Source organism: Arthrobacter sp. SAFR-023, from assembly GCF_051965295.1.
Taxonomy (GTDB): Bacteria; Actinomycetota; Actinomycetes; order Actinomycetales; family Micrococcaceae; genus Arthrobacter.
The window spans coordinates 51871-76922 of record NZ_JBQCMF010000010.1; the positions used below are offsets into that span (position 1 = coordinate 51871).

At 64.3% G+C, this 25052-nt stretch carries 22 protein-coding genes and 3 pseudogenes; 13 read left to right on the forward strand and 12 right to left on the reverse strand.

All coding sequences use genetic code 11. The annotated features are described in order from the left end of the window. Window position 1 precedes the first annotated feature (1 nt). Window positions 2-1351: an APC family permease gene (locus tag ACTHQX_RS12135; protein ID WP_440157954.1), complete on the forward strand. Its 1350-nt coding sequence runs from the start codon at window positions 2-4 to the stop codon at window positions 1349-1351. Between the two features lie 34 nt (window positions 1352-1385). Further along, window positions 1386-2168 carry a carbon-nitrogen hydrolase family protein gene (locus tag ACTHQX_RS12140; protein ID WP_440157956.1) on the forward strand — a complete coding sequence of 261 codons (783 nt, stop codon included), beginning with the start codon at window positions 1386-1388 and terminating at the stop codon, window positions 2166-2168. Window positions 2169-2422: 254 nt separating this feature from the next. Here the strand turns inward: ACTHQX_RS12140 and ACTHQX_RS12145 are convergent, their stop codons facing one another. Both ACTHQX_RS12145 and ACTHQX_RS12150 read right to left on the reverse strand, forming a co-directional pair. After that, complete coding sequence (locus ACTHQX_RS12145; protein ID WP_440157957.1) at window positions 2423-5218, reverse strand: tetratricopeptide repeat protein; 2796 nt, start codon at window positions 5216-5218, stop codon at window positions 2423-2425. Between the two features lie 13 nt (window positions 5219-5231). After that, window positions 5232-5627, reverse strand: coding sequence for a hypothetical protein (locus ACTHQX_RS12150; RefSeq protein WP_440157958.1), 396 nt, complete (start codon window positions 5625-5627; stop codon window positions 5232-5234). 222 nt (window positions 5628-5849) lie between these two features. Here ACTHQX_RS12150 and ACTHQX_RS12155 point away from each other — a divergent pair, with 222 nt between their 5' ends. Continuing rightward, window positions 5850-7256, forward strand: coding sequence for an MFS transporter (locus ACTHQX_RS12155; RefSeq protein ID WP_440157959.1), 1407 nt, complete (start codon window positions 5850-5852; stop codon window positions 7254-7256). A 19-nt stretch (window positions 7257-7275) separates the two neighbouring features. On the opposite strand, the gene ACTHQX_RS12160 is transcribed toward ACTHQX_RS12155, so the two are convergent. From ACTHQX_RS12160 to ACTHQX_RS12170, 3 genes are read right to left on the reverse strand one after another with little or no spacing between them, the layout of a single operon-like run. After that, window positions 7276-8292: a TDT family transporter gene (locus tag ACTHQX_RS12160; protein ID WP_440157960.1), complete on the reverse strand. Its 1017-nt coding sequence runs from the start codon at window positions 8290-8292 to the stop codon at window positions 7276-7278. Continuing rightward, complete coding sequence (locus ACTHQX_RS12165; RefSeq protein ID WP_440157961.1) at window positions 8289-8813, reverse strand: PaaI family thioesterase; 525 nt, start codon at window positions 8811-8813, stop codon at window positions 8289-8291. Before ACTHQX_RS12165 ends, ACTHQX_RS12160 begins: the two co-directional genes overlap by 4 nt. A gap of 48 nt (window positions 8814-8861) precedes the next feature. Next, window positions 8862-9578: an SDR family oxidoreductase gene (locus tag ACTHQX_RS12170; RefSeq protein WP_440157962.1), complete on the reverse strand. Its 717-nt coding sequence runs from the start codon at window positions 9576-9578 to the stop codon at window positions 8862-8864. A 126-nt stretch (window positions 9579-9704) separates the two neighbouring features. Between ACTHQX_RS12170 and ACTHQX_RS12175 the strand changes: the two genes are divergently transcribed. Then, the gene (locus ACTHQX_RS12175; protein WP_440157963.1) at window positions 9705-10187 is read left to right on the forward strand and encodes a winged helix-turn-helix transcriptional regulator; all 483 of its coding nucleotides are present in this window, start codon (window positions 9705-9707) and stop codon (window positions 10185-10187) included. 59 nt (window positions 10188-10246) lie between these two features. Here the strand turns inward: ACTHQX_RS12175 and ACTHQX_RS12180 are convergent, their stop codons facing one another. Beyond that, window positions 10247-10570: a hypothetical protein gene (locus tag ACTHQX_RS12180; RefSeq protein ID WP_440157965.1), complete on the reverse strand. Its 324-nt coding sequence runs from the start codon at window positions 10568-10570 to the stop codon at window positions 10247-10249. 7 nt (window positions 10571-10577) lie between these two features. After that, window positions 10578-11264, reverse strand: coding sequence for an ArsR/SmtB family transcription factor (locus ACTHQX_RS12185; protein WP_440157966.1), 687 nt, complete (start codon window positions 11262-11264; stop codon window positions 10578-10580). A 99-nt stretch (window positions 11265-11363) separates the two neighbouring features. Between ACTHQX_RS12185 and ACTHQX_RS12190 the strand changes: the two genes are divergently transcribed. After that, window positions 11364-11855: a hypothetical protein gene (locus ACTHQX_RS12190; protein WP_440157967.1), complete on the forward strand. Its 492-nt coding sequence runs from the start codon at window positions 11364-11366 to the stop codon at window positions 11853-11855. A gap of 576 nt (window positions 11856-12431) precedes the next feature. Next, on the forward strand, window positions 12432-13946 hold the full coding sequence (locus ACTHQX_RS12195; protein ID WP_440157968.1) for an MFS transporter: 1515 nt from the start codon (window positions 12432-12434) through the stop codon (window positions 13944-13946). Between the two features lie 314 nt (window positions 13947-14260). Here ACTHQX_RS12195 and ACTHQX_RS12200 read toward each other — a convergent pair whose 3' ends face one another. Both ACTHQX_RS12200 and ACTHQX_RS12205 read right to left on the reverse strand, forming a co-directional pair. Beyond that, window positions 14261-15058 carry a DUF308 domain-containing protein gene (locus tag ACTHQX_RS12200; protein ID WP_440157969.1) on the reverse strand — a complete coding sequence of 266 codons (798 nt, stop codon included), beginning with the start codon at window positions 15056-15058 and terminating at the stop codon, window positions 14261-14263. A 1092-nt stretch (window positions 15059-16150) separates the two neighbouring features. Further along, window positions 16151-17386 carry an MFS transporter gene (locus ACTHQX_RS12205; RefSeq protein WP_440157971.1) on the reverse strand — a complete coding sequence of 412 codons (1236 nt, stop codon included), beginning with the start codon at window positions 17384-17386 and terminating at the stop codon, window positions 16151-16153. Between the two features lie 297 nt (window positions 17387-17683). On the opposite strand from ACTHQX_RS12205, the gene ACTHQX_RS12210 reads away from it, so the two are divergent. The 3 genes from ACTHQX_RS12210 to ACTHQX_RS12220 all read left to right on the forward strand — a co-directional run bounded on the left by ACTHQX_RS12210 (window position 17684) and on the right by ACTHQX_RS12220 (window position 19439). Further along, on the forward strand, window positions 17684-17932 hold the full coding sequence (locus ACTHQX_RS12210; protein ID WP_440157972.1) for a hypothetical protein: 249 nt from the start codon (window positions 17684-17686) through the stop codon (window positions 17930-17932). Window positions 17933-18792: 860 nt separating this feature from the next. After that, window positions 18793-19017, forward strand: a complete 225-nt coding sequence (locus ACTHQX_RS12215; protein WP_440157974.1) for a hypothetical protein — start codon at window positions 18793-18795, stop codon at window positions 19015-19017. A gap of 5 nt (window positions 19018-19022) precedes the next feature. Further along, entirely contained in the window at window positions 19023-19439 is a 417-nt protein-coding gene (locus tag ACTHQX_RS12220) for a hypothetical protein (RefSeq protein ID WP_440157975.1), read from the forward strand. Between the two features lie 59 nt (window positions 19440-19498). Here the strand turns inward: ACTHQX_RS12220 and ACTHQX_RS12225 are convergent, their stop codons facing one another. Both ACTHQX_RS12225 and ACTHQX_RS12230 read right to left on the reverse strand, forming a co-directional pair. Next, window positions 19499-20686 (reverse strand): RES domain-containing protein, encoded by a 1188-nt coding sequence (locus ACTHQX_RS12225; RefSeq protein ID WP_440157977.1) that lies wholly within the window; start codon window positions 20684-20686, stop codon window positions 19499-19501. Between the two features lie 37 nt (window positions 20687-20723). Next, window positions 20724-20945 carry a hypothetical protein gene (locus ACTHQX_RS12230; protein WP_440158050.1) on the reverse strand — a complete coding sequence of 74 codons (222 nt, stop codon included), beginning with the start codon at window positions 20943-20945 and terminating at the stop codon, window positions 20724-20726. On the opposite strand from ACTHQX_RS12230, the pseudogene ACTHQX_RS12235 reads away from it, so the two are divergent. The 3 genes and pseudogenes from ACTHQX_RS12235 to ACTHQX_RS12245 form a co-directional block, all read left to right on the forward strand. Further along, window positions 20839-21479, forward strand: a pseudogene (locus ACTHQX_RS12235) (nitrilase-related carbon-nitrogen hydrolase). The gene ACTHQX_RS12230 and the pseudogene ACTHQX_RS12235 overlap by 107 nt on opposite strands. 478 nt (window positions 21480-21957) lie before the next feature. Further along, window positions 21958-22845, forward strand: coding sequence for a hypothetical protein (locus ACTHQX_RS12240; protein WP_440157979.1), 888 nt, complete (start codon window positions 21958-21960; stop codon window positions 22843-22845). 90 nt (window positions 22846-22935) lie between these two features. Continuing rightward, a pseudogene (locus ACTHQX_RS12245) lies at window positions 22936-23224 on the forward strand (MFS transporter); the annotation flags it as partial. Between the two features lie 53 nt (window positions 23225-23277). On the opposite strand, the gene ACTHQX_RS12250 reads toward ACTHQX_RS12245, so the two are convergent. After that, window positions 23278-23649 carry a hypothetical protein gene (locus ACTHQX_RS12250; protein ID WP_440157980.1) on the reverse strand — a complete coding sequence of 124 codons (372 nt, stop codon included), beginning with the start codon at window positions 23647-23649 and terminating at the stop codon, window positions 23278-23280. Window positions 23650-23948: 299 nt separating this feature from the next. Here ACTHQX_RS12250 and ACTHQX_RS12255 point away from each other — a divergent pair. Beyond that, window positions 23949-25040, forward strand: a pseudogene (locus tag ACTHQX_RS12255) (MFS transporter); the annotation flags it as partial. Between the last annotated feature and the right edge of the window lie 12 nt (window positions 25041-25052).

Here is a 25052-nt window from a genome sequence, read left to right on the forward strand (position 1 = left end):
CTTGACTACAACCCTGACCCGCACGCTGAAGCTGCCGTCGCTGGTGCTGTTCGGCCTGGCGTACCTGACCCCGCTGATTGTCCTGGCCATCTTCGGCCTGATCGCCGAAACCACGGGCGGGGCGGCACCGTCGGCCTACCTCGTGGCGATGGTGGCCATGCTGTTCACCGCCCACAGCTACGGCCGGATGGCGGTCGCCTACCCGGTGGCGGGCTCCGCCTACACGTACGTGCGCCGCTCCATCGATCCCCGGGTGGGCTTCCTGGTGGGCTGGGCGATCCTGCTGGACTACCTGTTCCTGCCTATGGTGATCTGGCTGATCGGCTCCTCGTACCTGAGCGCGCAGTTCCCGGGCGTGCCCATGTGGCTGTGGATTGTCGGGTTCATCCTCATCACCACGGTGCTGAACATCCTGGGCATCAAGGTGGCGGACAAGGCGAACTACGTGCTGATGGCGTTCCAGCTGCTGGTGATCGTGTTCTTCGTGGTGCTGGCCATCGGCAACGTGGTGTCCGCCTCCGGCGCTGGCGGCCTGGTAAGCACGGAGCCGTTCTTCAACGGCACGTCCAGCTTCGCCACCATATCCGCCGGCGCGGCCATCGCGGCGTACTCGTTCCTGGGGTTCGACGCCGTCACCACCCTCACCGAGGAAACCGTGGACCCGCGCCGGAACGTGCCCCGCGCCATCATGCTCATCGCGCTGATCGGCGGCGGCATCTTCGTGGCCGTTTCCTACGTCACCCAGCTGGTGCACCCGGGCGGCGTGTTCGAGGACTCGGCGTCCGCGGCCAGCGCCATCGCCCTGCAGATCGGCGGGCAACTCTTCGGCGCGGTGTTCCTCGCCGGTCTGGTGGTGGCGCAGTTCGCCTCAGGCCTGGCGGCGCAGGCCAGCGCCTCCCGCCTGATCTACGCCATGGGCCGCGACTCGGTCCTGCCCAAGGCCATCTTCGGCCGGCTCAGCGCGAAGTACCACACCCCCGTGGTGAACCTGGTGATCACCGGCATCGTCGGCCTGATCGCGATCTTCCTGGACGTGGCGACGTCGACGTCGTTCATCAACTTCGGCGCCTTCACCGCCTTCACGCTGGTCAACGTGTCCGTGGTGTTCCACTACGTGCGCCGGCGCCGTGCCGGGGAGCAGCTGAACGTGGTTTCCTACGTGGTGGTCCCGGCGGTGGGCGCCATCGTCTGCGCCTACCTGCTCTCCCAGCTGGACAGCAACGCCATTATGCTGGGACTGTCGTGGCTGGCGCTGGGCGTCGTGGTTTTGGCGCTGATCACGCGGGGCTTCCGGGCCGCGCCGCCGGAAATGACGACGACGGAGAAGGCCACCGTGGAGGCCGCCGCCTAGTGCGGCCATCGGGTTCGGGACGGAAGGGACTGGCGTGAGGATAGCCCTCGGTCAGCTGGAATCCGGCACCGACATCGCGGTGAACCTCGCCGCGATCGACCGGTTCGCCGTGTCGGCCGCCGGCGACGGCGCCACGCTGGTGGCGTTCCCGGAGTACGCCACGTACGAGAAGAAGACCGTGGACGCCTCGTTCCCGGCGTTGGCCGAGCCGCTGGACGGCCCGATCTGCCGGGAACTTGCGGCCACCGCTGCGCGCCATGGCGTCACGCTGGTGGCGGGCGTGGTGGAAACCTCGGAGGAGGAGGGGCGGGCGTACAACACGCTGGTGGCGTTCGGGCCTTCCGGTGAGCGGCTGGCCGTGTACCGAAAGATCCACCTGTTCGACGCGCAGGGCTTCGGGGAGTCGACGTACATCAAACCGGGCCCGTCCACCGAGCCGGTAGTGTTCGAGGCCGGGGGAGCGGTGTTCGGGCTGATGACCTGCTACGACCTGCGGTTCCCGGAGTTGGCCCGTTCCCTGGCCGACGCCGGCGCCCAGATTTTGCTGGTCTGCTCGTCATGGGTGCCGGGCACGCACAAGACGGAGCAGTGGCTGGCTTTGAATGCGGCCCGGGCGATTGAGAACAGCGTGTACGTGGCCGGCGTCTGCCAGGCCCCGCCGGTGTCCGTGGGACGCAGCCTGCTGGTGGATCCGATGGGGTACGTCGAGGCGGATCTTGGGCTGGAGCCAGGGGTGCGGGCAGTGGATGTTTCGCTGGGGACGGTGGCGCGGGTGCGGGAGCAGTTTCCGATGTTCCGGCAGCGGCGGCTGGGGTAGCTGACCCGCTTCATCGGGCTTTCAGCTGTGGTCACCTTTATCGTCCGGAAATATGGGCTCTTCTAATCCCTCCGCTTTGCCACTACCGAGACGCATCCGCTCCACCTCCTCCAGCGTTATCCCAGGTGCATCTTTCCATCACCAGTGAGCCGAACCTCGCCGCGGCAGGTTCCAAAGTGCATTGTTTCCACACTGGAAGCGGGAAACTGACGGCATAAAGGAAAGCCCAGCAGCCACGTGCCGATCTTCTCCCTCTACCCTTTCTCCTCAAGTCCCGTTCCACGGAGGCGGAAGGCTTCTTTTCGAGCTGACTCGGCCCTTGCCCCCAGCCCGAGGCTGTGGAGCACAGCGGCCTGCATGCGCAGCGATCGAGCAAGGACCGGGGTGTAGACGGCGGGATGGGCGGCGGCCAAGTCCCGGCCGATGTTGACGGCTTCATCGATGGCTTGCAGGGCCCCGTTGTGGTCACCTGTGTCCACGAGCAGGTTGCAGAGGTTGTTCAGTGACTTAGCGAGGTCGGGGTTGTAGTTGGCGGGGTGGGCGGCGGCCAGATACCGACGGATGTTGACCGCTTCGCGGATTGTTTCCAGTGCCCCGTCGTGGTCGCCGGCTTTCGTGAGTCGGTTGGAGAGGTTGTTCAATGATCTAGCCAAGCCGGGGTTGTAAGCTGCGGGGTGAGCGGCGGCAAGTTCCCGTTGGATGCTGACGGCTTCGCGGATTGTTTCCAGTGCCCCGTCGTGGTCGCCGCTCGTTGCGAGTCGGTTGGAGAGGTTGAGCAGGGAGCCCGCGAGGACTGGGGCATACGCGGCAGGGTGGGCAGCGTTCAGGTCCCGGCGGATGTTGACCGCTTCGCGGATGGCTTGCAAAGCTCCGTTGCGGTCCCCGGTCTCCGCAAGGCGGACGGAAAGGCTGTTAAGGGAAAAGGCGAGGTCGGGGGTGTAGACGGCGGGATGGGCGGCGGCTAAGTTCCGGCGGATGTCGACGGCTTCACGGACAGCTTGCAGGGCCCCGTTGCGGTCGCCGGTGCGCGCGAGACAGACCGCGAGGTTGTTCAGGGTGGACGCGAGGCCGGGGGAATACGCGGCGGGGCGGGCGGCAACCAGGTTCCGGCGGATGTCGACCGCTTCTCGAATGGCTTGCAGGGCCCCGTCGTGGTCTCCGGCACGCCCGAGGCAGCCTGTGAGGTTGTTCAGAGAGGCCGCGAGGTCCGTGGTGTAGGCGGTGGGGTCGGCTAGGGCCAGATCCCGGTGGATTCCGACGGCTTCTCGGATGGCTTGCAGGGCCCCGTCGTGGTCGTTGACATCAGTGAGGCGATTGGAGAGCGTGTTCAGGGACGTAGCGAGGTCCCGGGCGGAGTCGGCGGGGTCGGCGGTGGCCAGGTCCCGGCGGATTTCGACGGCCTCGCTGATGGCGTGCAGGGCCCCGTCATGGTCACCATTGTCCGCAAGGCGAATCGAGAGGACATTGAGGCTTCTTGCCAAACTGACGGGGGTGCTCATGCCGGGAACCGTGTGGGATCGAAGCCATGAGACCTCGTGCTGGAGGAGCGCGACGGCCAGCGCGTTCACGTGCGGGACGAAGTGTCTGGGCAGGACGGCGAGCGACTCGGCGACGTCTCCGAGATGCGGGCTGAGGGCATTCACGATCTGGCCGAGGGCGGAGGCGATGGTGGGGCCGCTCGGCAAGCCATCCCGCGCAATCGCCGCTTCCTTGACAGCAGCGAGGGTGAGTGCGGGAAGGGCGGCTTGGAGGGCCTTCCCGGCGGCCGCGTTGAAGCCCGGATAGGCGTGCATGGTTTGGGTTGTGGCAGCTATACGGGCCATGACGATCAGAGGCTGGGCAGTGGTTGGTCCGCGTGCTGGGTCGATGGTTGCTGCCAAAGTCGCGGGGAACTCGGTGAGGGTGGTCGCAATGAGGTGTTCGCCGAGGAGATCGGGTTCGAGAGGATTCCAGAATCGGGGACCCGGGTAAAAATGCCGATACCAGCGCGCCCAGGCCATCCGGACGCCCAAGGCTGTTTCCTGGAAGTCGGGCACGTGCTGGAGGAGCCCGGCTCCCTCGGTTTCGCTGTCGGCTCCGGCGAGCGTGGCCATGGCAGTGGCACGGCGTGTGACGATCCCGTCCGGGTCTTTGGGCCGTTCGGCACTACGGGTCCAATGGCTTGCTTCGTGGCTGACGATTCCTTCGAGGAGACCTTCCCGGGTGTCGGGGAGCGCGCTACCGGGGTCGTGGACGGTTAGGTACGCGGTGGCGGCGACAAGGAGTGGGTTTCCGAAGCTGGCCGCGGTAAGATCCGGCAGCGTTGGGGCGGTGGGGCTGGCGCCGCTGAACTCCTGGGAGCGTTCAGCGAACGCCTTCCAGCTTCTGCGGAACAGGTCTTGTCGGTCGTCGAGGTCCCAGGCTGCTTCCTCGAGGATGACTTGATGGCGGGCGGCGGCATCGAGTATGGCGTCGAGGTCGTCATCGCCGGTGCGCAGGGCGTCCGTCCAGTCCGTGCCTCTGGGGGTACGGCGGACGAGGAGGAGGATGCGAATTCGGTGCGCTGGTCCAGCGGCGCGCTGGAGAGCTGGCAGAAGGGCCTCAAGCTCCCTGGTGCGGGTCTCGGCGTAGTCGATGACGACCAGCATTCCGGGCGCACCGGGGCCGGTGTCGGTGCCTATGGTTCGTTCGATCGGGATTGATTCGGGCCGGAAGGGGCCGAGGAGGCCCGTAGCCCAGTCCTCTCGGGCGGCGCGACAGAGTTCGACGGCGAGGCGGGTCTTCCCGGACCCGCCCCGTCCGCCGACCGTACGGACGGAGAAAAACTCTGACCCGGTAAGCCAGCCGCGCAGCGCCTCGATATGCCCTGCGGGATCAAGGTAGGGGACAAAGGCAGCGCGGGCCCGCAGAAGCCTGGATGGGTCCCTGACGGTCATGCCAACGGGGACCCAAGCCGACTTCAGGTTGTAGGCGAAAGGCTGCCCGCCGTACACGACGGTGACCGTGGAGTCGCTGACGGACCCAAAGGCCGGGCTCTGATGCCCGACCGTGTCCGCTGTTCCTTCGCCCACCGCGTCCCCCTGACTAGGCCGGAGGCGCGTGAGGCGGCGAGGCGGTGCCGTAGCTGAGGCTCAGGTTGCCTCCAGAGACCTGGCCGAAGGCGGGGGACTGATCACCGGAGGTCGCCGCCTGGCCTTGCGCGGCCGCGGGCTGGGACTTCTCCAACAACTTGGCGAGTTGGTCCAGAAAATCAGGGTCTGCCTGGGCCTGGTCCACAATAACGCCTTCGAGGGCCTTTACGCGTGAGGAGCTGTCCGGGGCATCCTCTACCCGGGCGAGGGCTTGTTCCCCGACCTCGTGGCCTTTGAACCGGCCCTTGATCCACGCCGTCAGGCCGGCAGCGGCGTCCTCGCCGGCCTTGGACACGGCACCTTCATAAAACTTCGCGATTAGTCCGGCAGCGGCGACCGCTAATGTCACAGGATCCACAAGTGAGCCCCCAATTGTTCTGCGGCGCACCGCCTCAACCGGCACGCCTCCTACACGCACCCTAGCCTGCAGCACTCGGCATCGGAAACTAGGCGCGGCAACAATTGCCGCCGACCCCATACAACTTGTGGCATCGGGCTGGTCCTACCGGCGATAGAGTCCCGCGGGGTTTGGCCACCGCGAGGTTGCATGTATTCGCAGTCCAACCATCGGATGCGGAAGACTGTTGCCGTGAGCAACTCTCCCCGCACTGGCAAGCAGACCCGCCACCGCATTGGCCTTGCCGTGGCCGGCCTCAGCCTCGGCACGTCGCTGAACCCGCTGAACTCGTCCATGATCGCCGTCGCCCTCGTGGTGCTGCGTGAGGACTTCCGGCTCGACGTCGCGACCGTCACCTGGGTGATCACCGCCTTCTACATCACCTCGGCCGCGGGGCAGCCGCTGATGGGGAGGCTGGCTGACAGGTTCGGTCCGCGGAAGCTCTTCATGCTGGGCATGGCACTCGTCATCGCGTCCTGCGCGCTGGCGCCTTTCTCGCCGAACTTCGTGTTCGTCTGTATCGCCCGCGCGCTCATGGCGCTGGGGACGGCGACGGCTTACCCGAGCGCCGTCGTCATGGTCGGCACCCTGGCTCGGCTGGCCGACACGACCTCGACAAGGCCGCTGGGGCGCATCCAGATGGCGAACACCTCCGGTGCGGCGGTGGGTCCGGTGGTGGGCGGGCTGCTCGTAAGTCTGGTCGGATGGGAGGCGCTGTTCCTCATCAACGTGCCGCTGGCTCTGGCTGCCCTGCTCATCGTGCGGAAGGCCTCGCCGCCAGATGAACCGCGGGAACAGGGCAGCATCGCCACCCTCCTCCGCGACTCGGACATCCCCGGCATCCTCGCTTTCGTGGGCAGCATGGTGCTGCTGCTCATGGGTCTGCTGAATGCCCTGCCCGGACTCCGCTGGTGGCTGCTCGGCGGTGCCATGGTGTTCGCCGTGCTGTTCGCCTGGCGCGAGCTGAGGTTCGACAGGCCGTTCCTGGACCTGCGGCTGCTCGGCAGGAACCGCCCGCTGTTGCTGGTGTACCTGGGCTTCACAGTGTTCAGCGGCGTCTACTACTTCGCATTCTTCGGTTTGCCGCAGCTGCTGCAGGAGGCCGCGGGTTACAACCCCGGGCTGGTGGGAGTGCTGATGCTGCCGCTGGCGGCCATGTCGGTGGTCATCACCCCGCTCGCCGTGAAGGCGATCGACAGGTTCGGCGTGCGGCGGGTGCTGATTGCCGGCGTCGTACTCCTGGCGGTGGCGGCGGCGGCGCTCTGGCTCCTGACGGCGTCCTTCTTCGTTCCGCTGGTGCTGGTGCTCACCGCACTAATGGGCGTCCCGTATGGCTCGGTCAGCATCGCCTCGAACCAGGGGCTGTACCTCTCCGCCGCGCCGGAGGACAGGGGAGTGGCCGCCGGGATCTTCCAGACCTGCCGGTACGTCGGCGCCATCAGCGCCACTGTGATGATCGGCATCTTCTACAGCACCGGGGTCAACCAGGAGAACTGGGGCCGCATCGTGCTGGTCATGCTCGGGCTGAGCGCGGTGACGTTCGTGGTGTCGCTGCTGTGGCGGGAGCGGAAGACGGCGTAATCGTCCCGGCGATGTGTCGTCAGCGGCGTGCGCGGCCGCTTCGGCGTGTACTTCCTGTCGGCAGGGTGCGGACGGCAATGACCAATGTAAAGGCTGTCGCGAGGCCCAGAACCGTCCAGGCGTAAATCTCCCGGCCGGGGAGGTCGGTTGTGGCAAGCCAGCGGATGGAATAGTTCGCGGTTGCACCAATAGGAAAGGTGAAGACCCAGAACATCGGCGTGAAGGAAAGCTTGCGGTACTCGGGGAGGAGCATGACCTGCATCAGCGCCATGATCACCAGCACGCCTGTGAGGGCGAGCTGCACTGCCCCCACGGGTCCTGGATGTGACACCATCCAGGCGATATTGGCCGTTGCAGGCGCTGCCAGATATGCGGACAGTCCGGTCGTAGCGGCTGGTGGCAGCGCGCCCCCTGTCATCAGGCGCACGGTGACGACGGTTCCTACGACCAGCCAGAAGAACGCGCCAGCACCAAACGCGGCCATAGCCGCATCATGGGCGTGGATGCTTGAGAATCCGATGCTGGCAACGAAGGATCCGGCCACGACGGGCAGCAGGTAACCGGGATGGATGAATTGCATGGATACCCCGCCGGTGACCCAGTGGGCCAGGAGCTGCGCAGCGACGATGGCAAGGGCGGCAATGAAAGCCACACACAGCCAGGCGCCCCATGGCGGCAGATACTGGCCGTAGTGCGACGAAAGCAGGATCCCCACCAGCGGGATGAAGGACGCAAAGGGCCCTGCCACCTCGTGTCGCAGGTCGGCCCGGAATGTTCCCTTCCGGCGAAGGCCCCGGAACACGTAGACGGCGGTCAGAACCAGCCACAGGGAGCCGGCTGCTCCGAACAGGATTTCCTCCGGCCACATCGGGGATCCGAGTGTGCTCCTCGCGGCGGACCAGCCGCCGCCGAGGCCGGCAAGCCCCAAGGGAATGCCGAAGCGGCTCAAAGCGGCCATTCCCGAATGGGTGGCCGAGGGCAGGGCGCCACCCTGGGCGGCAGGCGTGAGCGCTGCGATGGTGGCGGTATCAGTCATCGCGTCAGTCCGCCCGGTTGGTGGGGGAAGATGAGCAGCGTGCTCGTTGCGGTGGCGAGGAGTTCTCCGCTGGCGGTGCTGAGGCGGCCTTCGGTGAATATCACCCGCGGGCCGGATTTCACCACCGACCCCTCTGCACGAAGAGCACCCTTCTGGAGCGTGATGGGCCCCAGGTATTTAACCGCCAGATCGATGGAGGTGTAGCCGACCCCTGCTTCCAAAGTGCTGTGTGCTGCGCAGCCGAGTACCGTGTCGAGGAGCGTGCACGCCAGGCCGCCGTGCACCATCCCAAGGGGGTTGTAGTGCGCTTCACCGGGCCAGCACTGGAACTCGACGTGACCGTATTTAGCATCGACGAGATCGAAATTCATCAGTGAAGCGATCGGCGGGGGCGCAATGCTGCCGTCGCGGAGGCCGGAAAAGTAGTCCAGACCCGACAGCCGTGGCAGCTGTTCGAGCGCGACGGCCGGGTCCGTCCAGGTGAAGGTTTCCGAGCGCTCCGCCGAGGCGTTGGTTGACACGGGGGTTTCCTCCTTAGGTTCTCTGCAGGTCTTCAGGGTTTGCCGCTGTCACACCGCGGCGTTGGCTGCGAGAGCCGGGTACAGATCCGCGATTGGACCGGACAGGCCGAGCTTCACGCCGGCGCTAATGTCGTCCACCATGACCTCGTAATCACCCTGCTCGAGCCCGTCGTACGACTTCCGTGCGACTTCCTCCGGGGAGGTCTTCGGGGCATCCACGCCCTTGGCCATGGCTGTGTCGATGTAGCCGACGTGCACACCCGTGACCTGCGTGCCCTGGGGCGCCAGCTCTACTCGGAAGGAGTTGGTGGCTGACCATAGTGCGGCCTTTGATGCGCTGTAGGCGCCGGTGAGTGCGATCCAGCTGAGCACCGAGTGGATGTTGAGGACCGCCGAACTCTCGCTGGCGGCGAGCACCGGCGCAAATGCCCTGGTCAGGGCAACCGGTCCGAAGAAGTTGGTCTCCATGACTTCACGGAACTCCTCGTCGGAGAGCGACAACAGCGTGTCCGATTCGACGCTCATGCCGGCGTTGTTGATCAGGACCGTGACGTCCCGGGCCTGGGTAACAGCGTCCCGGATCGAGTCGGCCATGGTGATATCGAGCGCGAGAGGGACGATCCGGGAGTCGCTCCACTCTTGCGGACGTCGGGCTGTTGCGTACACCTTCGCGGCACCCCGGGCGAGGGCCTGTTCCACGAGTTCGCGGCCCAAGCCGCCGTTCGCACCGGTGACAAGGACGACGGCGCCAGATAGCAGTGGCATGGTTTCTCCTGGTGTCGGATCGGGTGGCGGCACGGTTGCCGCGGCCTCACAGTCTCAGGTTAGCCGAGTCGGTTGGATTTTCCAACTGACTGTATGATTGGAGAAAGTACTGAAAGCAGGTGAACGATGCACCGGCCGACCGATAAGGCAATGGATGCTCCGAGGGCATGTTTCATCGCGGCAGGCCTGGACGTTCTAGGGGAGCGGTGGGCGCTGCTGGCGCTTCGCGAGATGTCCCTGGGCGTTCACCGGTTCGATCAGATCGCACGGAATACCGGTGCGTCCCGCGACATCCTGACGGGCCGGCTGCGCACCCTCGAAAGCCGTGGCGTGATCGAGCGCGTCCAGTACTCCGAGCGCCCCGCGCGCTACGAGTACCACCTCACAGCTTCCGGGGCCGAAGTGGCACCCATTCTCATTTCACTCGCGGCGTGGAGCAGCACATGGATGCGCGATGAGACGCCCCGTGCCTCGTACCGGCACAGCTGCGGGGCCGACTTGAAACCGTTGGTGTTGTGCGCGGAATGCGGTGAGGAGTTCACGCCAGGAAGTCTGATGCTGGGACCGCTGGTGTCAACGGGCGGAACGGACCCGGCGTCGGGCCAGTAAGAGCAAAACCGAAACAGAGGACGACGGCGGTACCTCCCGCCGTCGTCCTCTGGCCACCGCTACTGGGCGGAGTGCCGGTTGCGTGCCTGGCGCGCCAGCCGGCTGAAGGCAAAGACGAAGACGGCCTCGATCAGCACCATCAGACCGAGCAGCAGCCACCGGCCCTGGCTGATGAACACGACCGCGCCGGTGAGGACCAGGACAGTTCCAAGCGCCAGGGCGTAGACGGCGAACCCGAGGGCCACCCTTGCACTGCGCACGCCGGTGCGGAAGCCAAAGCCCTGCGGCAGTCCGCCGGGCAGTCCCTGGACGCGGTCGGGCCCTGCGGGTGGGAGCCGGTCGAACTCCTGCCACAGCTCCTCGTCGTGATCCCTGTCGGTCATGCTTCCATTATCCCGCGCTAGGGGTTGCTCCTGCTCCCGGTTCGACAGGAAGCCCCGCCGCCTTCCACTCCGGGAAACCTTCCTCGAGCCTCATCGCCTGGCGCCCGTGGCCCGCAAGCTCACGCACGGCGTCGTCCGCGTACACGCAGTAAGAGCCGCGGCAGTAGGCGACCACTTCGGTTTCTCTGGGAATCCGCCGGAGGCGGGCCTTCAGATCGTCTACGGGCACTGAAAGAGCGCCCGGGATGTGGCCGGCGTCGTACTCGGGGCGTGGCCTCACGTCGAGCACGACGACGTCACCCTGCCGCAGCCTCCGCTGCAATTCATCCCGGCTGATCGTACCCAGACCCGCGCGGTCGCCTATGTATAACCGGGCCAGCTCGCCCAGCTCCCCGGCGTGTGCTTCGGCGGTTTCGCGGAGTGCCCGCCAGAGCCGCTCTACTGAGGGCCCGGCCAGGGAGTAGTACACGCGCGTCCCGGACCGGCGGGATGTGATGACCCCCGCCCGTAGAAGGCGCTGCAGGTGCTGGGAGGTATTGGCGACGCTTTGCCGGATCTCCCCGGCCAGCTCATCCACCGAGCGCTCGCCCTGGGCAAGAACGTCGACAAGTTCCGCTCTCCGTCCGTTCCCCAGCGCCCGCGCCGCTTCGACGAGGGCGTCGTAGAGCGCCTCCTTAGCCTTATGGTCTCCCATACCAAGCCTCTCCCTAACTATTCAAGCATTCTCTTGACAAGGGTACCGCTCCGGGCGTCTTATTCAAGTACCTACTTGAATAAGAAAGGAGTGGCGGCAATGGCCACCATTCAGACTTCCGAGCATCAACAGTCGCGCCTCCGCGCAGGAGCGGTTCTCATGGCATTGGCGGGCCTGGGATTCATCGGTTACGGCGTGGTCTTCCTCGTCCTCAACTTCACGGACGCCTTCCTGGAGTTGGGCATTGGCCCCGAGCAGGTGGACAAAGGTAAGGAACAGATCGAGGCCTTCAGTCCGCAGCTTTACCACTACATCAGTCACCTGCACATCGCGCTCAGCGGATTCATCGCAGCGGCAGGCCTGGCCGTCGTGGCCTTGTCGTGGTACGGCGTGCGCCGGGGCGAGCGGTGGGCCTTGATCACGGCCATCGTCGTACCGGTCGTCGCGCTCGGCGTTGCCCTGCCTGCCCACTACCCTTGGGGTCTGGCCACCCTCGGCCACCTCGGGCTGATCTACCTCGCCGTCATCATCTTCCTCGTCGGGGTTGTCGTTGCATTTAGTGCTATGAGAGGCCGGGTGGCGAGGGCGTAACCTCTGGCTCCAAGACCGGCAGGGGCCCGACCGGGCTTGCCGCAGTCGGCGTTAGCCTGCAATGCCGAAGTCCTCGGGGGGATCTGCAGACCGTCCGGCCCCTGGAGCATCCCAGGCGACCACAGTGAATTCATCCGACAAATCTTCCAGCTGCCGCTGCCAGGTGGTGGGGCCGTCTCCAACGTAGCCGGGAAGGAGCACCAGCGGTGGTCCGTCGCCAACACGCGTATAGGCCACACTCAGCCATCCAGATCGACCAAGTCCACATCAACACCCCCATGCTTGACCTCGTGGGTAACTCGATGATCCAGCCAGAAGTGTTGTCAGGCAACAGGCGGAGGAGGGCCAATGAATGTGCCAGTCCGCGGGCGGCGAGTGAACCGTCTTAGAGGCCCATGGCAACGCCGAGGAACGGCGCATGACGGCGGAGGCCGAGTCGTGTGAACGGGCTGCGGTTTTTCATTGTTGTGCCAGTAGGCCGGTGGGAAGATGGTCGGAGAGTTGGGCCTCCACCGAACGGGGATGCCGGCGAACTGACGGCACGTGCCCAGCCTGAAAACAGGCGGTGACCGAGCCATGACAGAGCACCATCTGCAGCAGCGGCGATTGCGTGTGTCCGACGTCAACGTCGTCAACCACCGGACGCTGAGGAAAGCGCTCGGCGGGACCATCGTGGGCAACACCATGGAGTGGTACGACGTCGGCGTGTTCGGCTACCTGATCACCACGATGGGTCCGGTGTTCCTGCCCGAAGCGGACAGGGCGGTGCAGAACCTGTTCCTGCTGGGAACGTTCGGCGCCACGTTCATCGCCCGCCCGCTGGGCGGCATCTTCTTCGGCTGGCTGGGCGACAAGATCGGGCGGCAAAAGGTCCTGGCCATGACCCTGATGATGATGGCCGCCGCGACGTTCGCAGTCGGCCTGCTTCCCGGGTACGCGGTGCTGGGCATCTGGGCCGCGGTGCTGCTGGTGGTCACCAAACTGGTCCAGGGCTTTTCCACCGGCGGCGAGTATTCCGGCGCCACCACCTTCGTATGCGAGCACTCACCGGACCACCGCCGCGGCTTCTTCGTCAGTTTCCTGGACATGGGCAGCTACCTCGGCTTCGCGCTGGGCGCCGCACTGGTGTCAGCGCTCCAGCTGATCCTGGGGCAGGGGCAGATGGAGGCCTGGGGCTGGCGCATCCCGTTCCTGATCGCAGGCCCCCTGGGCATCGTGGCCATCTACTTCCGCATGAAGATCGAGGAGTCACCCGCCTTCAAGGCCACGCAGGAGGCGGAAGCCGTGGCCGCCAAGCATCACGAGACCGACGACGAGCTCCGCCCCGTCGGCCCGGTGGGGATCTTTAAGGACCACTGGCGCCGCATCGTGCTGGCCATGATCCTGGTGGCCGCCGGCAACACCGTGGGCTATGCCCTCACGTCCTACATGCCCACGTACCTGACCACCAACAAGGGCTACGACGAGATCCACGGGACGCTGCTGACCGTTCCGGTGCTGGTGGTCATGTCCCTGTGCATCCCGCTGACGGGACGCCTCTCAGACAGGATCGGGCGGCGGCCCGTGCTCTGGATCGGGGCTATCAGCACTGTGGTGTTTTCACTTCCCGCGTTTCTTCTGATCTCGATCGGGACCGTGCCGGCCACGCTCGCCGGGCTGGCCCTGGTCGCGTTTCCCGTGGCGTTCTTCGTGGCCATTCTCGCGTCGGCGCTGCCGGCGCTGTTTCCCACGGCCCACCGCTACTCTGCCATGGGCATCGCCTACAACTTTGCCGTAGCGATCTTCGGCGGCACCGCCCCGTTCATCATCGCCGCGCTCATCCAGGCAACAGGCAACGACCTGATGCCGGCGTTCTACCTGATGGCGACGTCGGCCATCGCGGCGGTCGCCATCTACTTCCTGCCGGAATCCGCGCAGCGGCACCTCCCCGGGTCCATGCCAAGTGTGGATTCGGACGAAGCCGCCCGCGAGCTGGTGGCGACCCAGGACCACAACCCCCTGCTGGAGATGGACACCCTGCCGTTTGACAGCAGCTATGAGGAAGCGCGGGCGTCCCATACGGGAGGTCCCGGGCGTCCGACGGTGATGTGATCGATTGGCGTTTGGTGTGGCTAGTGGTGGAGTGATGGCTCCTTGGCTTCCCGCTGCGCGTCGTCGACCAACCGCGCTGTTTTTGTGGCCCAGCGAACAGGGTGCCTCCGGCCCGCCTGTATAAGGACAGGATCGACGGCGACCGCCACCGCCGCTGCGACGGGAACCATGAGCCGGACAGCCAGTTACTCGACCTCTTAAAGCAATCGCGTGTGTAAGGTCTCACAGGAAGAACTCAAACACTGCTGCTTTAGGTCGCTAAACGCGGCTAAGCCCCCAGCGGTGCACCGGGGGCCTAGCCTGCATTCGGAGAGCTACTTGACGGCTACAAAGACCTTGTCACCCAGCATGCCCGGCCTAACAGCCAGGACGCCTTGGCCAGCAGTGGCGGTGGGCACTTCAATGGCCATGTTGCCGGTTGCGGTCCCATCCTTATACAGCGTGCTCGTCGTATCGATGGGCTTGGGAGCTACGACAGGGTTGTCGAGTCCGTTGACGGTGGTGCCCTTTGCCGTGACGTACTCGACTGAGACGAAAGCGGGCATCTGACCATCAGCGTCATCGCCGATATACGTAGCGGAGTAGTTCACGAGGATGTACTCGGAACCCTTGGCCGGCGCTTCATTGAACTGATTGGCCGCGACCACGGCATCCGTGGCATTCAGCGTGACCGAATTGATGACTACGCGCCAGTCGTCTGACTCTACGACGGAGCGGATCGGGTACGGGTTCTCACGCGTTCCGGCTTTGGCGGCAGGATCTTCCTTTGCCGCTTCCTGGCCGTTCGCACCTGCGTCACCAGAGGGTGCCGCGACTGTGGTGCCGCCGCTGCCGAAAGCGTCGTCAAACGATGTCGCGACGACAGCAGAGAAGACGACAAACCCGACGATCGTGCCAACGATCGAGACGATAAGTGCGGTCACCCCCGTCCATTTGACCCTATCTTTCAAAAAGAGTGAAACGATGGCCAGAACAAATGCAATCGGCAGCAGTACCCAGCCAACGATGAGTGCACCGGGCATGCAGGCAAAAATGAACCCGAGCACCGCTGCGATAAGCGCGATGAGCCCGACGACGTTCGATTGCTTCTTCGCCTTCGCTGGCCGGGGCATGCGCGTCTGTGTTGGCGGACCATAACCTGGCTGCTCGAGAGGTGGCTGCTCAGGCCGGCCCGGTGCCGTCTGCTGGTAACCCTGTTGATGTGACATTTGTTCCCCAGATTTCTACTAGTCGTGCAAATTTCGGCTTCAGCCAGATTGCAAGCCGAAGTCGGTAAAGGTGTTGTGGCGGTTGTTTCAGCCACGAACATCAGCGGGAGGTTTTTAAGTCCTGACGTGCCGAGAGGGCGCCGAAGGCGTTTCCGATTACCTTCCCAGACAGGGCCTTCTCATCCGGAACCAGGAGGCACGGCTTTTTGGGTCAATTTCGAGGGGGAAGCTTGGCTATCCGCAGGACCTGTTGGCAGGTGCTCTACTGTTCGAAGGTTAGGCGTCGCCGCCGGCATTTCAGGAATCCCTTGGGAGGGATTATTTTCGCTCACGAATGATGCCCCCAGGTTTGCGTGCAAGTTACTTCTTTCGGACTGCCAGTCGGTCAAAGAGGTCATCCCATTGATTCTGGTTTCCGCTCGGATGCGGACATTCAGCATTTGCCGGTGTCGCTACAACCTTGTCGAGAATGAGCTTATTTGCTTTCCCGGGGGACGGATGCGGAGCTGGGCTAATCCTCGGTCAACATTCGGGCTTTCTTGAGCTGATCCTGAGGTTCGATGACGCCTATCGGTTTCTTACGCGCTGGGGTGCCACCTAACGAAGGCACCCGGAATAGTGGCGCTGGTTGTAGACCACCGTCAATCCGCCAGCCCCGTGCCTCCCCCCGGGGCGGGGCTCATCCACCCTCTTGGCCGCGTTCACTTTCCCGACCGGCGATGTCCCCTCGACACGCGACAGCTGCCAGATCCGCACCGATGTGAGCCGCTTGGGCCCCGCCTTCTTGACCCGGCTTACTGGCCGAATCCCACAATCGTTTCGCCTCTCAAGAATCTCGACCGGGCTTGAGTCCGCGTAGGCCGTGGAAGTCATCGACGGTGAACCCGACACAATAGATGGAGCGCACCCAGCCCGGGACTTGCGCGGCTATAGAAGTACATTTCGAGTTGGCCGTGCCAGCAGCCGCATTCATGCACGCCGTCAGATGCGGGCGGGCTAGTGCTTGAGCGCCGGTTCCTTGAGGTCCGGCTTTGACCAGCCGCGCTCTCTGCGACCGGGCGGGTAGGCGTGCCTCCGGCCCGCCAGCGTGATGACAAGAGCGATGACGACCGGCAGCGCCGCTGCGACGGGCACCATGAGCGGGCCGGCCACCACCAAGGCAGCGGAGCCGTAGAGCGCGCCGATGGTGATACCGAGCTGGATGGTCAGGACGGTGAGGCCGTTGGCCGCGTCCCGGTCCTCGCGCCCGGCGCGGAGGATGGCGGCCTGGTTGTAGATGCCGATCGCGCCGAGGCCTGCGCCCCAGACGGTCATGAGGATCATGGCGCCGGGGATGGTTCCGCCGACGAGCGGAAGGAGGAGCATCGCGGCGGCGATGGCCGCCGTCGTGATCAATAGCGAACGGCGGGGCCGGGAGTCAACGGTGATGCCCGCGATCCAGATGCCGATGAGGCCGGAAGCGCCGAGGACGGTGAGGGAGAGGCTGGTGGCGTAGTCGGGCAGGCCGGCTTCGCGGATGAATGGCGCGATGTAGGTGAAGAGCGCGAAGTGGGCCAGGACCAGCAGCGGCCAGGCGATGGCCACGGACTTCACCCCGGGTTGGGCGATGGCCTTGCGCATCGAGGGGCGGACGGCGTCGGGGACCTGGCGGACCTGGGGTAGCAGCCAGACGGCCAGACCAGTCAGGAGCAGGCCGAAGCCGGCCAGGAAGAGGAAGGAGGCGCGCCAGCCGAGGAGCGCGCCGAGCGCGGTGCCGACGGGGGCGCCGATGGCCATGCCCAGGCTGTTGCCGCTGAAGACGATGGCCAGGGCCTTGCCCACCTTGTCGGCCGGGACCACGCGCGAGACGAACGGCGCCACGGTGGTCCAGAGCAGGCCGTGCGCCAGGCCGCCGACAAGCCGCGCGCCCATGGCCGCTGCGAAGTTGGGTGCGAGCCCGACGAGGACGTTGCTGAGCGCGAAGGTGAGGACGAGTGAGATGAGCAGGGTCTTCCGCGGGATCCTGGCCAGCAGCCGGGCTGCCGGGATCACCGTGACCACGATGACGGCGGCATAGGCTGCGGTAAGGTAGCCGGCCACCGGCTCGGTGACGTTCAGGCCTTCGCTGATCTGCGGCAGCAGGCCGGACGGCATCAGTTCGGTGGTGATGGCCGTGAACGTGATGGTGGGAAGGACCAGCATCGCGGCAAGCGGGAAGCGTTTGGGCGCAGGCAGGGGCACGGCGGAAGACATGGGGGAGCGGATCCATTCAAAGGGAGGAGCGGAAAGGGACGTCGCTGGCCCGGAAGTTCCAACCACAAAGGTGCCCGGTTTATCCACCGTGAGGCAGGCCCTGCCAGACCCTGTTTAGGGGCATGCCATTTAGGGCACGTCGCGGGTTAAGCCGGTCGATGATCCGCTGTGGACGCCGGGCCCGGTCGCTTGCGACCCTATCCCTTTCCGTCCGGAGCAGCTACAAAAATTTTCTTAGGAGTTTGCGCAATTTTTGTAAGTGCTGCAGATGTCGGTGGCGGGGGATACATTTCAGCCATGACCACTGAAGCGCAGTCCGCAAAGAAGAGAACGGCCGTCCGCAATTGTCCCGTGTGCGGGCAGGAAGCCTGGCGGATCGCATACGGCATGATGATGCCCGACGCCATGGCGGAGCACCCGAAGACGGAGTTTGCCGGCTGCTGCCTGACGGAAGAGGTGAGGATCTATCCGGCCACCGGCAAGGTTGAGTCCGGCGTACCCAGGTGGGCATGCCAGAACCCGGAGTGCCGGCACCGCTGGTGGTGACGGCTGGCGGAGCGTTGTTCTATTAGGAGGCCGGGATCATCCAGAAACCGGCAACGGCAGTGCGGCCCGGCTCGGTGGTCATGCGAGTGAAGTGCGCGGATACGGGTCCCACCTGAAGATCCACTTTCACGCTCGTTCTGGTTCCGCAGTCGAGGGCCAACTCATGCGCTGTTCCTCCTCGTCGGTCGGGCTGTGAGATGGTCAGCGATGCTTTGACTACTCCAACGCAGGCAGCTGTGACTCTGTACCTGCCCTCTGGTATTCCGGCGGCCGATGTCCGGAATCCGTCGTTGCCGAGTCCGCCTGATCCGGCCAATACAAGACCGTCAGGCTGGGGGCCCAAGCGGGCGTCCAGTTGCGTCTGGTTTCTTGCCTGCGCCTTGGCAACGCCCGGGTCCGCCTTCGGCAGGGGAGGTGGTGCTGGCGGGGAGGTTTGGGTTGGCGTGCTACTCGAAGCCGGGCTATCGTCCTGGTACTCACAGGCACTCAGTGCGACTCCGGAACCGGCCAGAACCAGCAAAAGCGCGCTAGCCCCCGCCCAATGATTTTCCCCAAGTGCTGACATGCCCCAACCCTATCGGCATCCAGGGTGAAGTCGTCTCGGTGCTGGCTGAAGCGGCGTGGTCACGCCCCCGGCACAGGTCGCGGACGTCCCGGTGGGGCTGGGGACTGGCCCGGACGGAGCCGTTCTTCAACGGCACGTCCAGCTTTGCCACCATCTCCGCCGGCGCGGCCATCGCGGCGTACTCGTTCGCGGGTTCGACGCCGTCACTACCCTCACCAAGGAGACCGCGGACCCGCGCCGGACCGTGCCCGTGCCCATGCCGTCATGCTCCTAGCGCTGATCGGGGGCAGCTTTCGTGGCCGGTCTCCTACGTTGGTCCGCCCCGGCGCTCATCGCCTTGCAGATCAGCGGGCAGCTGTTTGGCGCGGTATTCCTTTCCGGCCTCGTGGTAGCGCAGTTCGCCTCCGGCCTCGCCGCGCAGGCCAGCGTCTCCCGCCCGATCTACGCTTTGGGCCGCGACACGGTGCTGCCCAAAGCGGTCTTCGACCGGCTCAGCGCCAAGTTCCACACCCCATGGTGAACCTGGTGGTCACCGACATCGTCGGCCTGATCGCGGTCTTCCTGAACGTGGACACCTTCACCTCGTTCATCAACTTCGGCCCCTTCAGCGCCTTCACTTTGGTGACCCGCCGGGGTGGTGTTCCACTGCATGCGCCAGCGCCGTGCCGGGCACCAGCTGAACCCGGTGTCCTATCGGGGGTCCAGATGGTCGGAGCCATCATCTGCCCCTATCTGCACTCCCAGCTGGACAGCAACGCCATTACGCTGGGACTGTCCTGGCTGGCACCCGGCATCGTGGTCCTGGCCCTGATCACCCGTGCCTTCAAGGCGGCACCGCCGGCGATGATCGCTTTGAACCACTCTCGGGGTTCACGGCACACAAGGGGGAGTCCGGGCAGCCACCGCCGGCTGCTCCGCATGTTTGACCAGCCACAACGCTAGTCAAACAAGCTCCACCTCGGTCCTGCGAACTACCCTGTAAGTCGTCACTTCTTCGGGATTCAACGTGAAGACGGGCTGGGACTTCTCTCTTGAGCCGCCAAAGTCTTCCTCCGCGGGCAGATGTTTCCCACGGGAGCTGGCCCAGAGGGCGGCGATACGGCGTCGCCCACCTCGTCCTGGTCGTAGAACAGGACGTAGGTGGGTTCAGCGTCTTGTGCGCTTCTCAGCCGGATGCCATCGATTCTTGTCTTCGGAACCCACCGAAAGAATTCGGTGACAATCTGTGTCGGGACGTATTCGATGTGGGGGCGACTGTGCGGCAGGAGCGGGGCAGTGACCGCTTGCGCGAAGTCGCGGAAGAACTGGAAAACCCCATACGCGTTTCGGTGTTTCACGTCAAAAATGCTGGGCAGCGTCAGCACCCCGGTTAGATCCAGTACCGTGAGAGAGCGCTGATTTCGGAATGTCCCGATTCTCGCGAAGCTGTGTGTTCCATGAGTGGCGATTTCCCGTACTGCAGTTGTGGCGGCGGCAGAGGCGTAAAACATCGGAATGCCTTCGGGGCTCATGCGGTTGGCTGCAGCGAAGTGTGCAGGAGCGGGCCCGAGCTCTTTGGCTGTGCGAAGAGTCGACGTGGGATTCTGGATTAGCCTTCCTCGGAAAAACTTGCTGCCGGGCGGGATATCAAGGAGAAGATCGAGGTCCCGATTTTCGACGTACGGAACCAGCGACCACAGGAAAGCCGCGGAGCGCTGGCCAGGACTGGCCATAATTTCGCCATTGGCGTCAGGCATGAAGATGAAGCGTGACTCGGACTTCACAGCCGCCACGAAGCTTTCCCATTCCCACCGGACAACCTGCACCGAGTTTCCGTGAAGACTTTGAATCCACTCATGGTCCCGAGCAGCCTCCGATATGAGCTCAAAGAGGACTTCATCAACGTCCGAGGCGAAGGCGCCCGCACAAACACTAGAAATGACGTCCCCCGAGTCGAGATTCTCCGGGTCAAAATACCCCCAATCCGGTAGGACCTGGTGCGGGGGTTCATAAAGGAACTCCACCGCGTCCATCACCTCCAGCAGTAGTGACTGGATCGGAAACAACAGTGAAGGTGCATTGTAAGAGCTGTCCTTACACAGGCGGCAGCAAGCCTGGATGACTACGTGTTTGGATAACAAAGCAGTCAGGGAAGGGTCAACAATGTGTGACAGGCACATGTTGCCTTCAATTTTGTAATAACCACGCAACTCTATGAATTCCTGTTCTCGCTGGCAGTCTCCACGCCTAGAAACTTGCCACACACCAAGCGACGTTCCGTTGGTTGGTGAGCAAGAACCGGTTCGCAGCCGACGGCGCCACTCTGGTGGCCTTCCCGGAGTACGCCACGAATGAGAAGAAGATCGTGGACGCCTCGTTCCCGGCCGTGGCCGAGCCGATGGACGGCCCCATCTGCCGGGAACTCGCGGCCACCGCGGCCCGCCACGGCATCGCGCTGGTGGCCGGCATGGTGGATCGTCCGAGGAGGAGGGCCGGGCGTACAACACTTTGGCGGCCTTCGGTGCGGACGGCACCAGGCTCGCCTTCTACCGGAAGATCCACCTGTTCGACGCGCAGGACTTCGGGGAGTCGACGTACATCAAGCCCGGCCCGTCGACCGAGCCCGTGGTGTTCGAGTCCGGGGGAGCGCGGTTCGGGCTGATGACCTGCTACGAACTGCGGTTACCGGACCTGGCCCGGTCCCTGACCGACGCGGGCGCCCAGGTGCTGCTGGTCTGCTCGTCCTGGGTGCCGGGCACGCACAAGGCCGAGCAGTGGCTGGCGCTGAACGCGGCACGTGCCATCGAGAACAGTGTTTATGTGGCTGGCGTGTGCCAGGCCCCGCCGGTGTCCGTGGGCCGCAGCCTGCTAATGGATCCGATGGGGTACGTCGAGGCGGATCTCGGACTGGAACCGGTAGTGCGGGCGGTAGAGGTTTCCCTCGGGACGGTGGCGCGGGTGAAGGAGCAGTTCCCGATGTTCCGGCAGCGGCGGCTGGGGTAGGGGGCGAGGAGAGCCTTCTCAATGTGACGACAAATGCGGTCTGGCTTTTCAGTAGGGGTCCCCATTTGGTTGTGAGTTGTGGTGGACCGATGATCTTATGGCTAATTGCCCAGCGAGAGTCCTCACGGTGGCAAGGCGATTGCTCCTTGCGTCCGGCCGTATGATGGCGATCGAGCTCCCAAACTTATATTGCGGAGCCGACGGGATCATTGACAATTACGAACGTCTTGAACGGGATACTTTGCAGCGCAAAAGAATAGATAGCCACAGGCCCGAATCGTGGCTGGGCGCGCGGTTTGCCGCAATCCGAACCTGGTTGCGTCAAGTCCATTGGTGGTGGGTTGGCGGCTTAGTAGTCGTTGGACTCATAGTCACTGTCTCAGCCTTTTTTCCGCGGTACTGGGTGGGGGCCCAGGAATGGCGAAGTTGGTTGCCCTGGCAGTTGTTGGACAGGGAAGACCTTCCACTAGTCCAGTCCGTGGTGACCAACATCGGTACTGCATTCTTCACCGCGGGTCTGCTGGCACTCTTCGAGCCACTCCTTCGTGAGACCGTTCGGACAGAGGCGACGACCACTGCATCTGCGGTCGCTACAACAGTGACCGAACCTCTAAGTCGGCGGCTGACTTCGTTGGAACAACGCGTTGCAGCGGCTGTGGACGAGGAAATGCGATCCCAAGAAGAAGCCATTAGCACGGCAGAGACTACGTTTGATTACGGTTCTGTCTTTGCCTTAATGAGTAAGGCACTAGAAATTAGTGCTCTGGATCGCCAGCAAATCACCGTTCAGGCCACAGATCAGCTAGGTGAATTGGTTCTGACCCTTGCCTACGAGGAAAGCGAGAGATACTACGATCATGAGCGAATCGGCACGAATCGTTTCCTGGTATTGCGCGTCGATTCAGAGGCGATCGAAGAACCTGTTGAACAAGTATGGGAGTCGGAGGAAGATTTCAGCAAGGTCGTAGGTCGACTCCTCGTCGACCTCACCAAAGTCGGAGCTGGCATTCGTCGGGATGTCTCCTGGGGCCTTGCCACAGATCGGTTGGCTCGTGCGTTGGGCCTCGCGATCCGTTCTTGGCGAGGAGACGGCGGCACCCTATCACAGCTTCGGGGGCGACTTTCTGAGGTGGTGGCCGACCGCTGGTACATCACCGATAAAGGGCTGTCCGCACCTTCCTACCAGCTGTGGGTGGAGGCGTCGAGTTGGCCCCCGATTCGAGCCGATGGTGGTTTTGGACCAAAGCGGAAACCAGCAGCCACGAAACCAGAAGAAGCCGACCAAACCGAGTGGGATTACGTGATTGCTCGATGCGACGGTCGATTTGCCAAGCAACTGGATGCCTTGGGCCGGCCTTTGTCTTAAGAGGATCCGCCTGAGCCGGCTCATTCGCCGGAAACAACTACTTCTCCCAATGAGTTCGCCGCCCAAGCGACATGTGCGGAAGACTGTTGCCTGAGCAACTCTCCCCGCACCGTCAATCAAACCAGCCAGCGCACCGGCCTGGCAGTCGCCGGCCTCAGCCTGGGCACATCCCTGAACCCGCTGAACTCGTCGATGATCGCGGTCGCGCTGGCGGTGCTGGTGGTGCTGCGCGAGGACTTTCGGCTCGACGTCGCCACCGTCACCTGGGGGATCAACCGGCTTCTACATCACCTCGGCCGTCGGCCAGCCTCTGATGGGGCGGCTCGCCGACCGGTTCTGGCCGGCGAAACTCGTATGCTGGGCACGGGCTGTCGTGTCCTGGGCGAATCGTCACCCCCTTGCCCGAGCCGCGATTCAGGACGTTCTCACCGTTCAATTCCGTTCATCGTTAAGCAGCTTTAATGCATCGTTGCGGTTGTAATAGGCTTCCCGTACCTCTTCCTTTGGCGCGCGGTTCCCATCAGGCCCCGGTGAACGCTTCTTGTTTAGGATCAACTCTGTCTCGCGGTACTCTTCCGCTGTGGTCCGCTCCTCCCGAGGCGTCGGCTCTTCATCCGGGAACCAGACCGCCGTGGCTTTGTTGGCCTCCGGCAGTTCATTGCCAGTCTGTCCCCCGGACCCCAGCCCACGGGAAGCGCCGCTCCACCTGTATTCCCCTCCTTCGTGAACTTCCGGGAATAAAGACTCATCAACCTGATGAGTCTCTTTGTTCTTCGGCCCGCACTCATAGCTGAATGTTTTCATGCCCCAAAGCTAGCTGACAGGTCGATCCGGCAGGCGGTGCAACACCCTTCTTGCTGCCGCGCACAGCCAGCAGTTCAGTGCAATGGACAGTACAACCATCGCCGCATGCTCGGGGCACACGGGCGCCAGATATGGGACCTGACCTTCGTCTACCGGCTTATTATGTCAAGCACCGGTTGGGTGCCGGGCGTGCCAGCTGGCTGAAGGCAAAGACAAAGAAAGACAAAGACGGCCTAGATCAGCACCATCAGCAGCAGCCACGCCCTGTCTGATGAACTCAACCGCGCGGGTTAGGGCCAACACTGTTCGCGGGTGGTGCCACCACGTTCGTGTGCGAGCATTCGCCGGACCACCGCCGCGGCTTCTTCGTCAGCTTCCTGGACATGGGCAGCTACCTCGGCTTCGCACTGGGGGCCGGGATGGTGTCCGCCCTCCAGCTGATCCTGGGCCAGGGGCAGATGGAGGCGTGGGGCTGGCGCATTCCGTTCCTTGTCGCGGGTCCGCTGGGCATCGTGGCCATCTACTTCCGCATGAAGATCGAGGAGTCGCCCGCCTTCAAGGCCACCCAGGAGGCCGAAGCCGTGGCCGCCGCACACCACGAAACCGGAGACGAGCTCCGCCCGGTGGGGCCGGTGGGGATCTTCAAGGACCACTGGCGGCACATCGTGCTGGCCATGATCCTCGTGGCCGCCGGCAACACCGTCGGCTACGCGCTTACGTCCTACATGCCCACCTACCTGACGACGACCAACAAGGGCTACGACGAGATCCACGGGACGCTGCTGACTGTTCCGGTGCTGGTGGTCATGTCGCTGTGCATCCCGCGGACCGGGCGCCTGTCCGACAGGATCGGCCGCCGCCCCGTGCTGTGGATCGGGGCCATCAGCACGGTGGTGTTTTCGCTTCCCGCGTTTCTTCTGATCTCGGTCGGAACCGTGCCGGCCACGCTCGCGGGGCTGGCCCTGGTCGCGTTTCCGGTGGCGTTTTTCGTGGCCATTCTCGCGTCGGCGCTGCCTGCGCTGTTCCCGACGGCCCACCGTTACTCTGCCATGGGCATCGCCTACAACTTCGCGGTGGCGATCTTCGGCGGCACCGCCCCGTTCATCATCGCCGCGCTCATCCAGGCGACAGGTAACGACCTGATGCCGGCCTTCTACCTCATGGCGACGTCGGCCATCGCGGCGGTCGCCATCTACTTCCTGCCGGAGTCCGCCCAGCGGCACCTGCCGGGCTCGATGCCCAGCGTGGACTCGGAGGAAGCCGCCCGCGAGCTGGTGGCAACGCAGGACCACAACCCCTTGCTCGAGATGGACAGCCTGCCCTTCGACAGCAGTTACGAGGCCGCGCAGGCGGCGCACGGGGGCCGTCCCAACAGGCCGCCGGTGATGTGACGGTTCACCGGC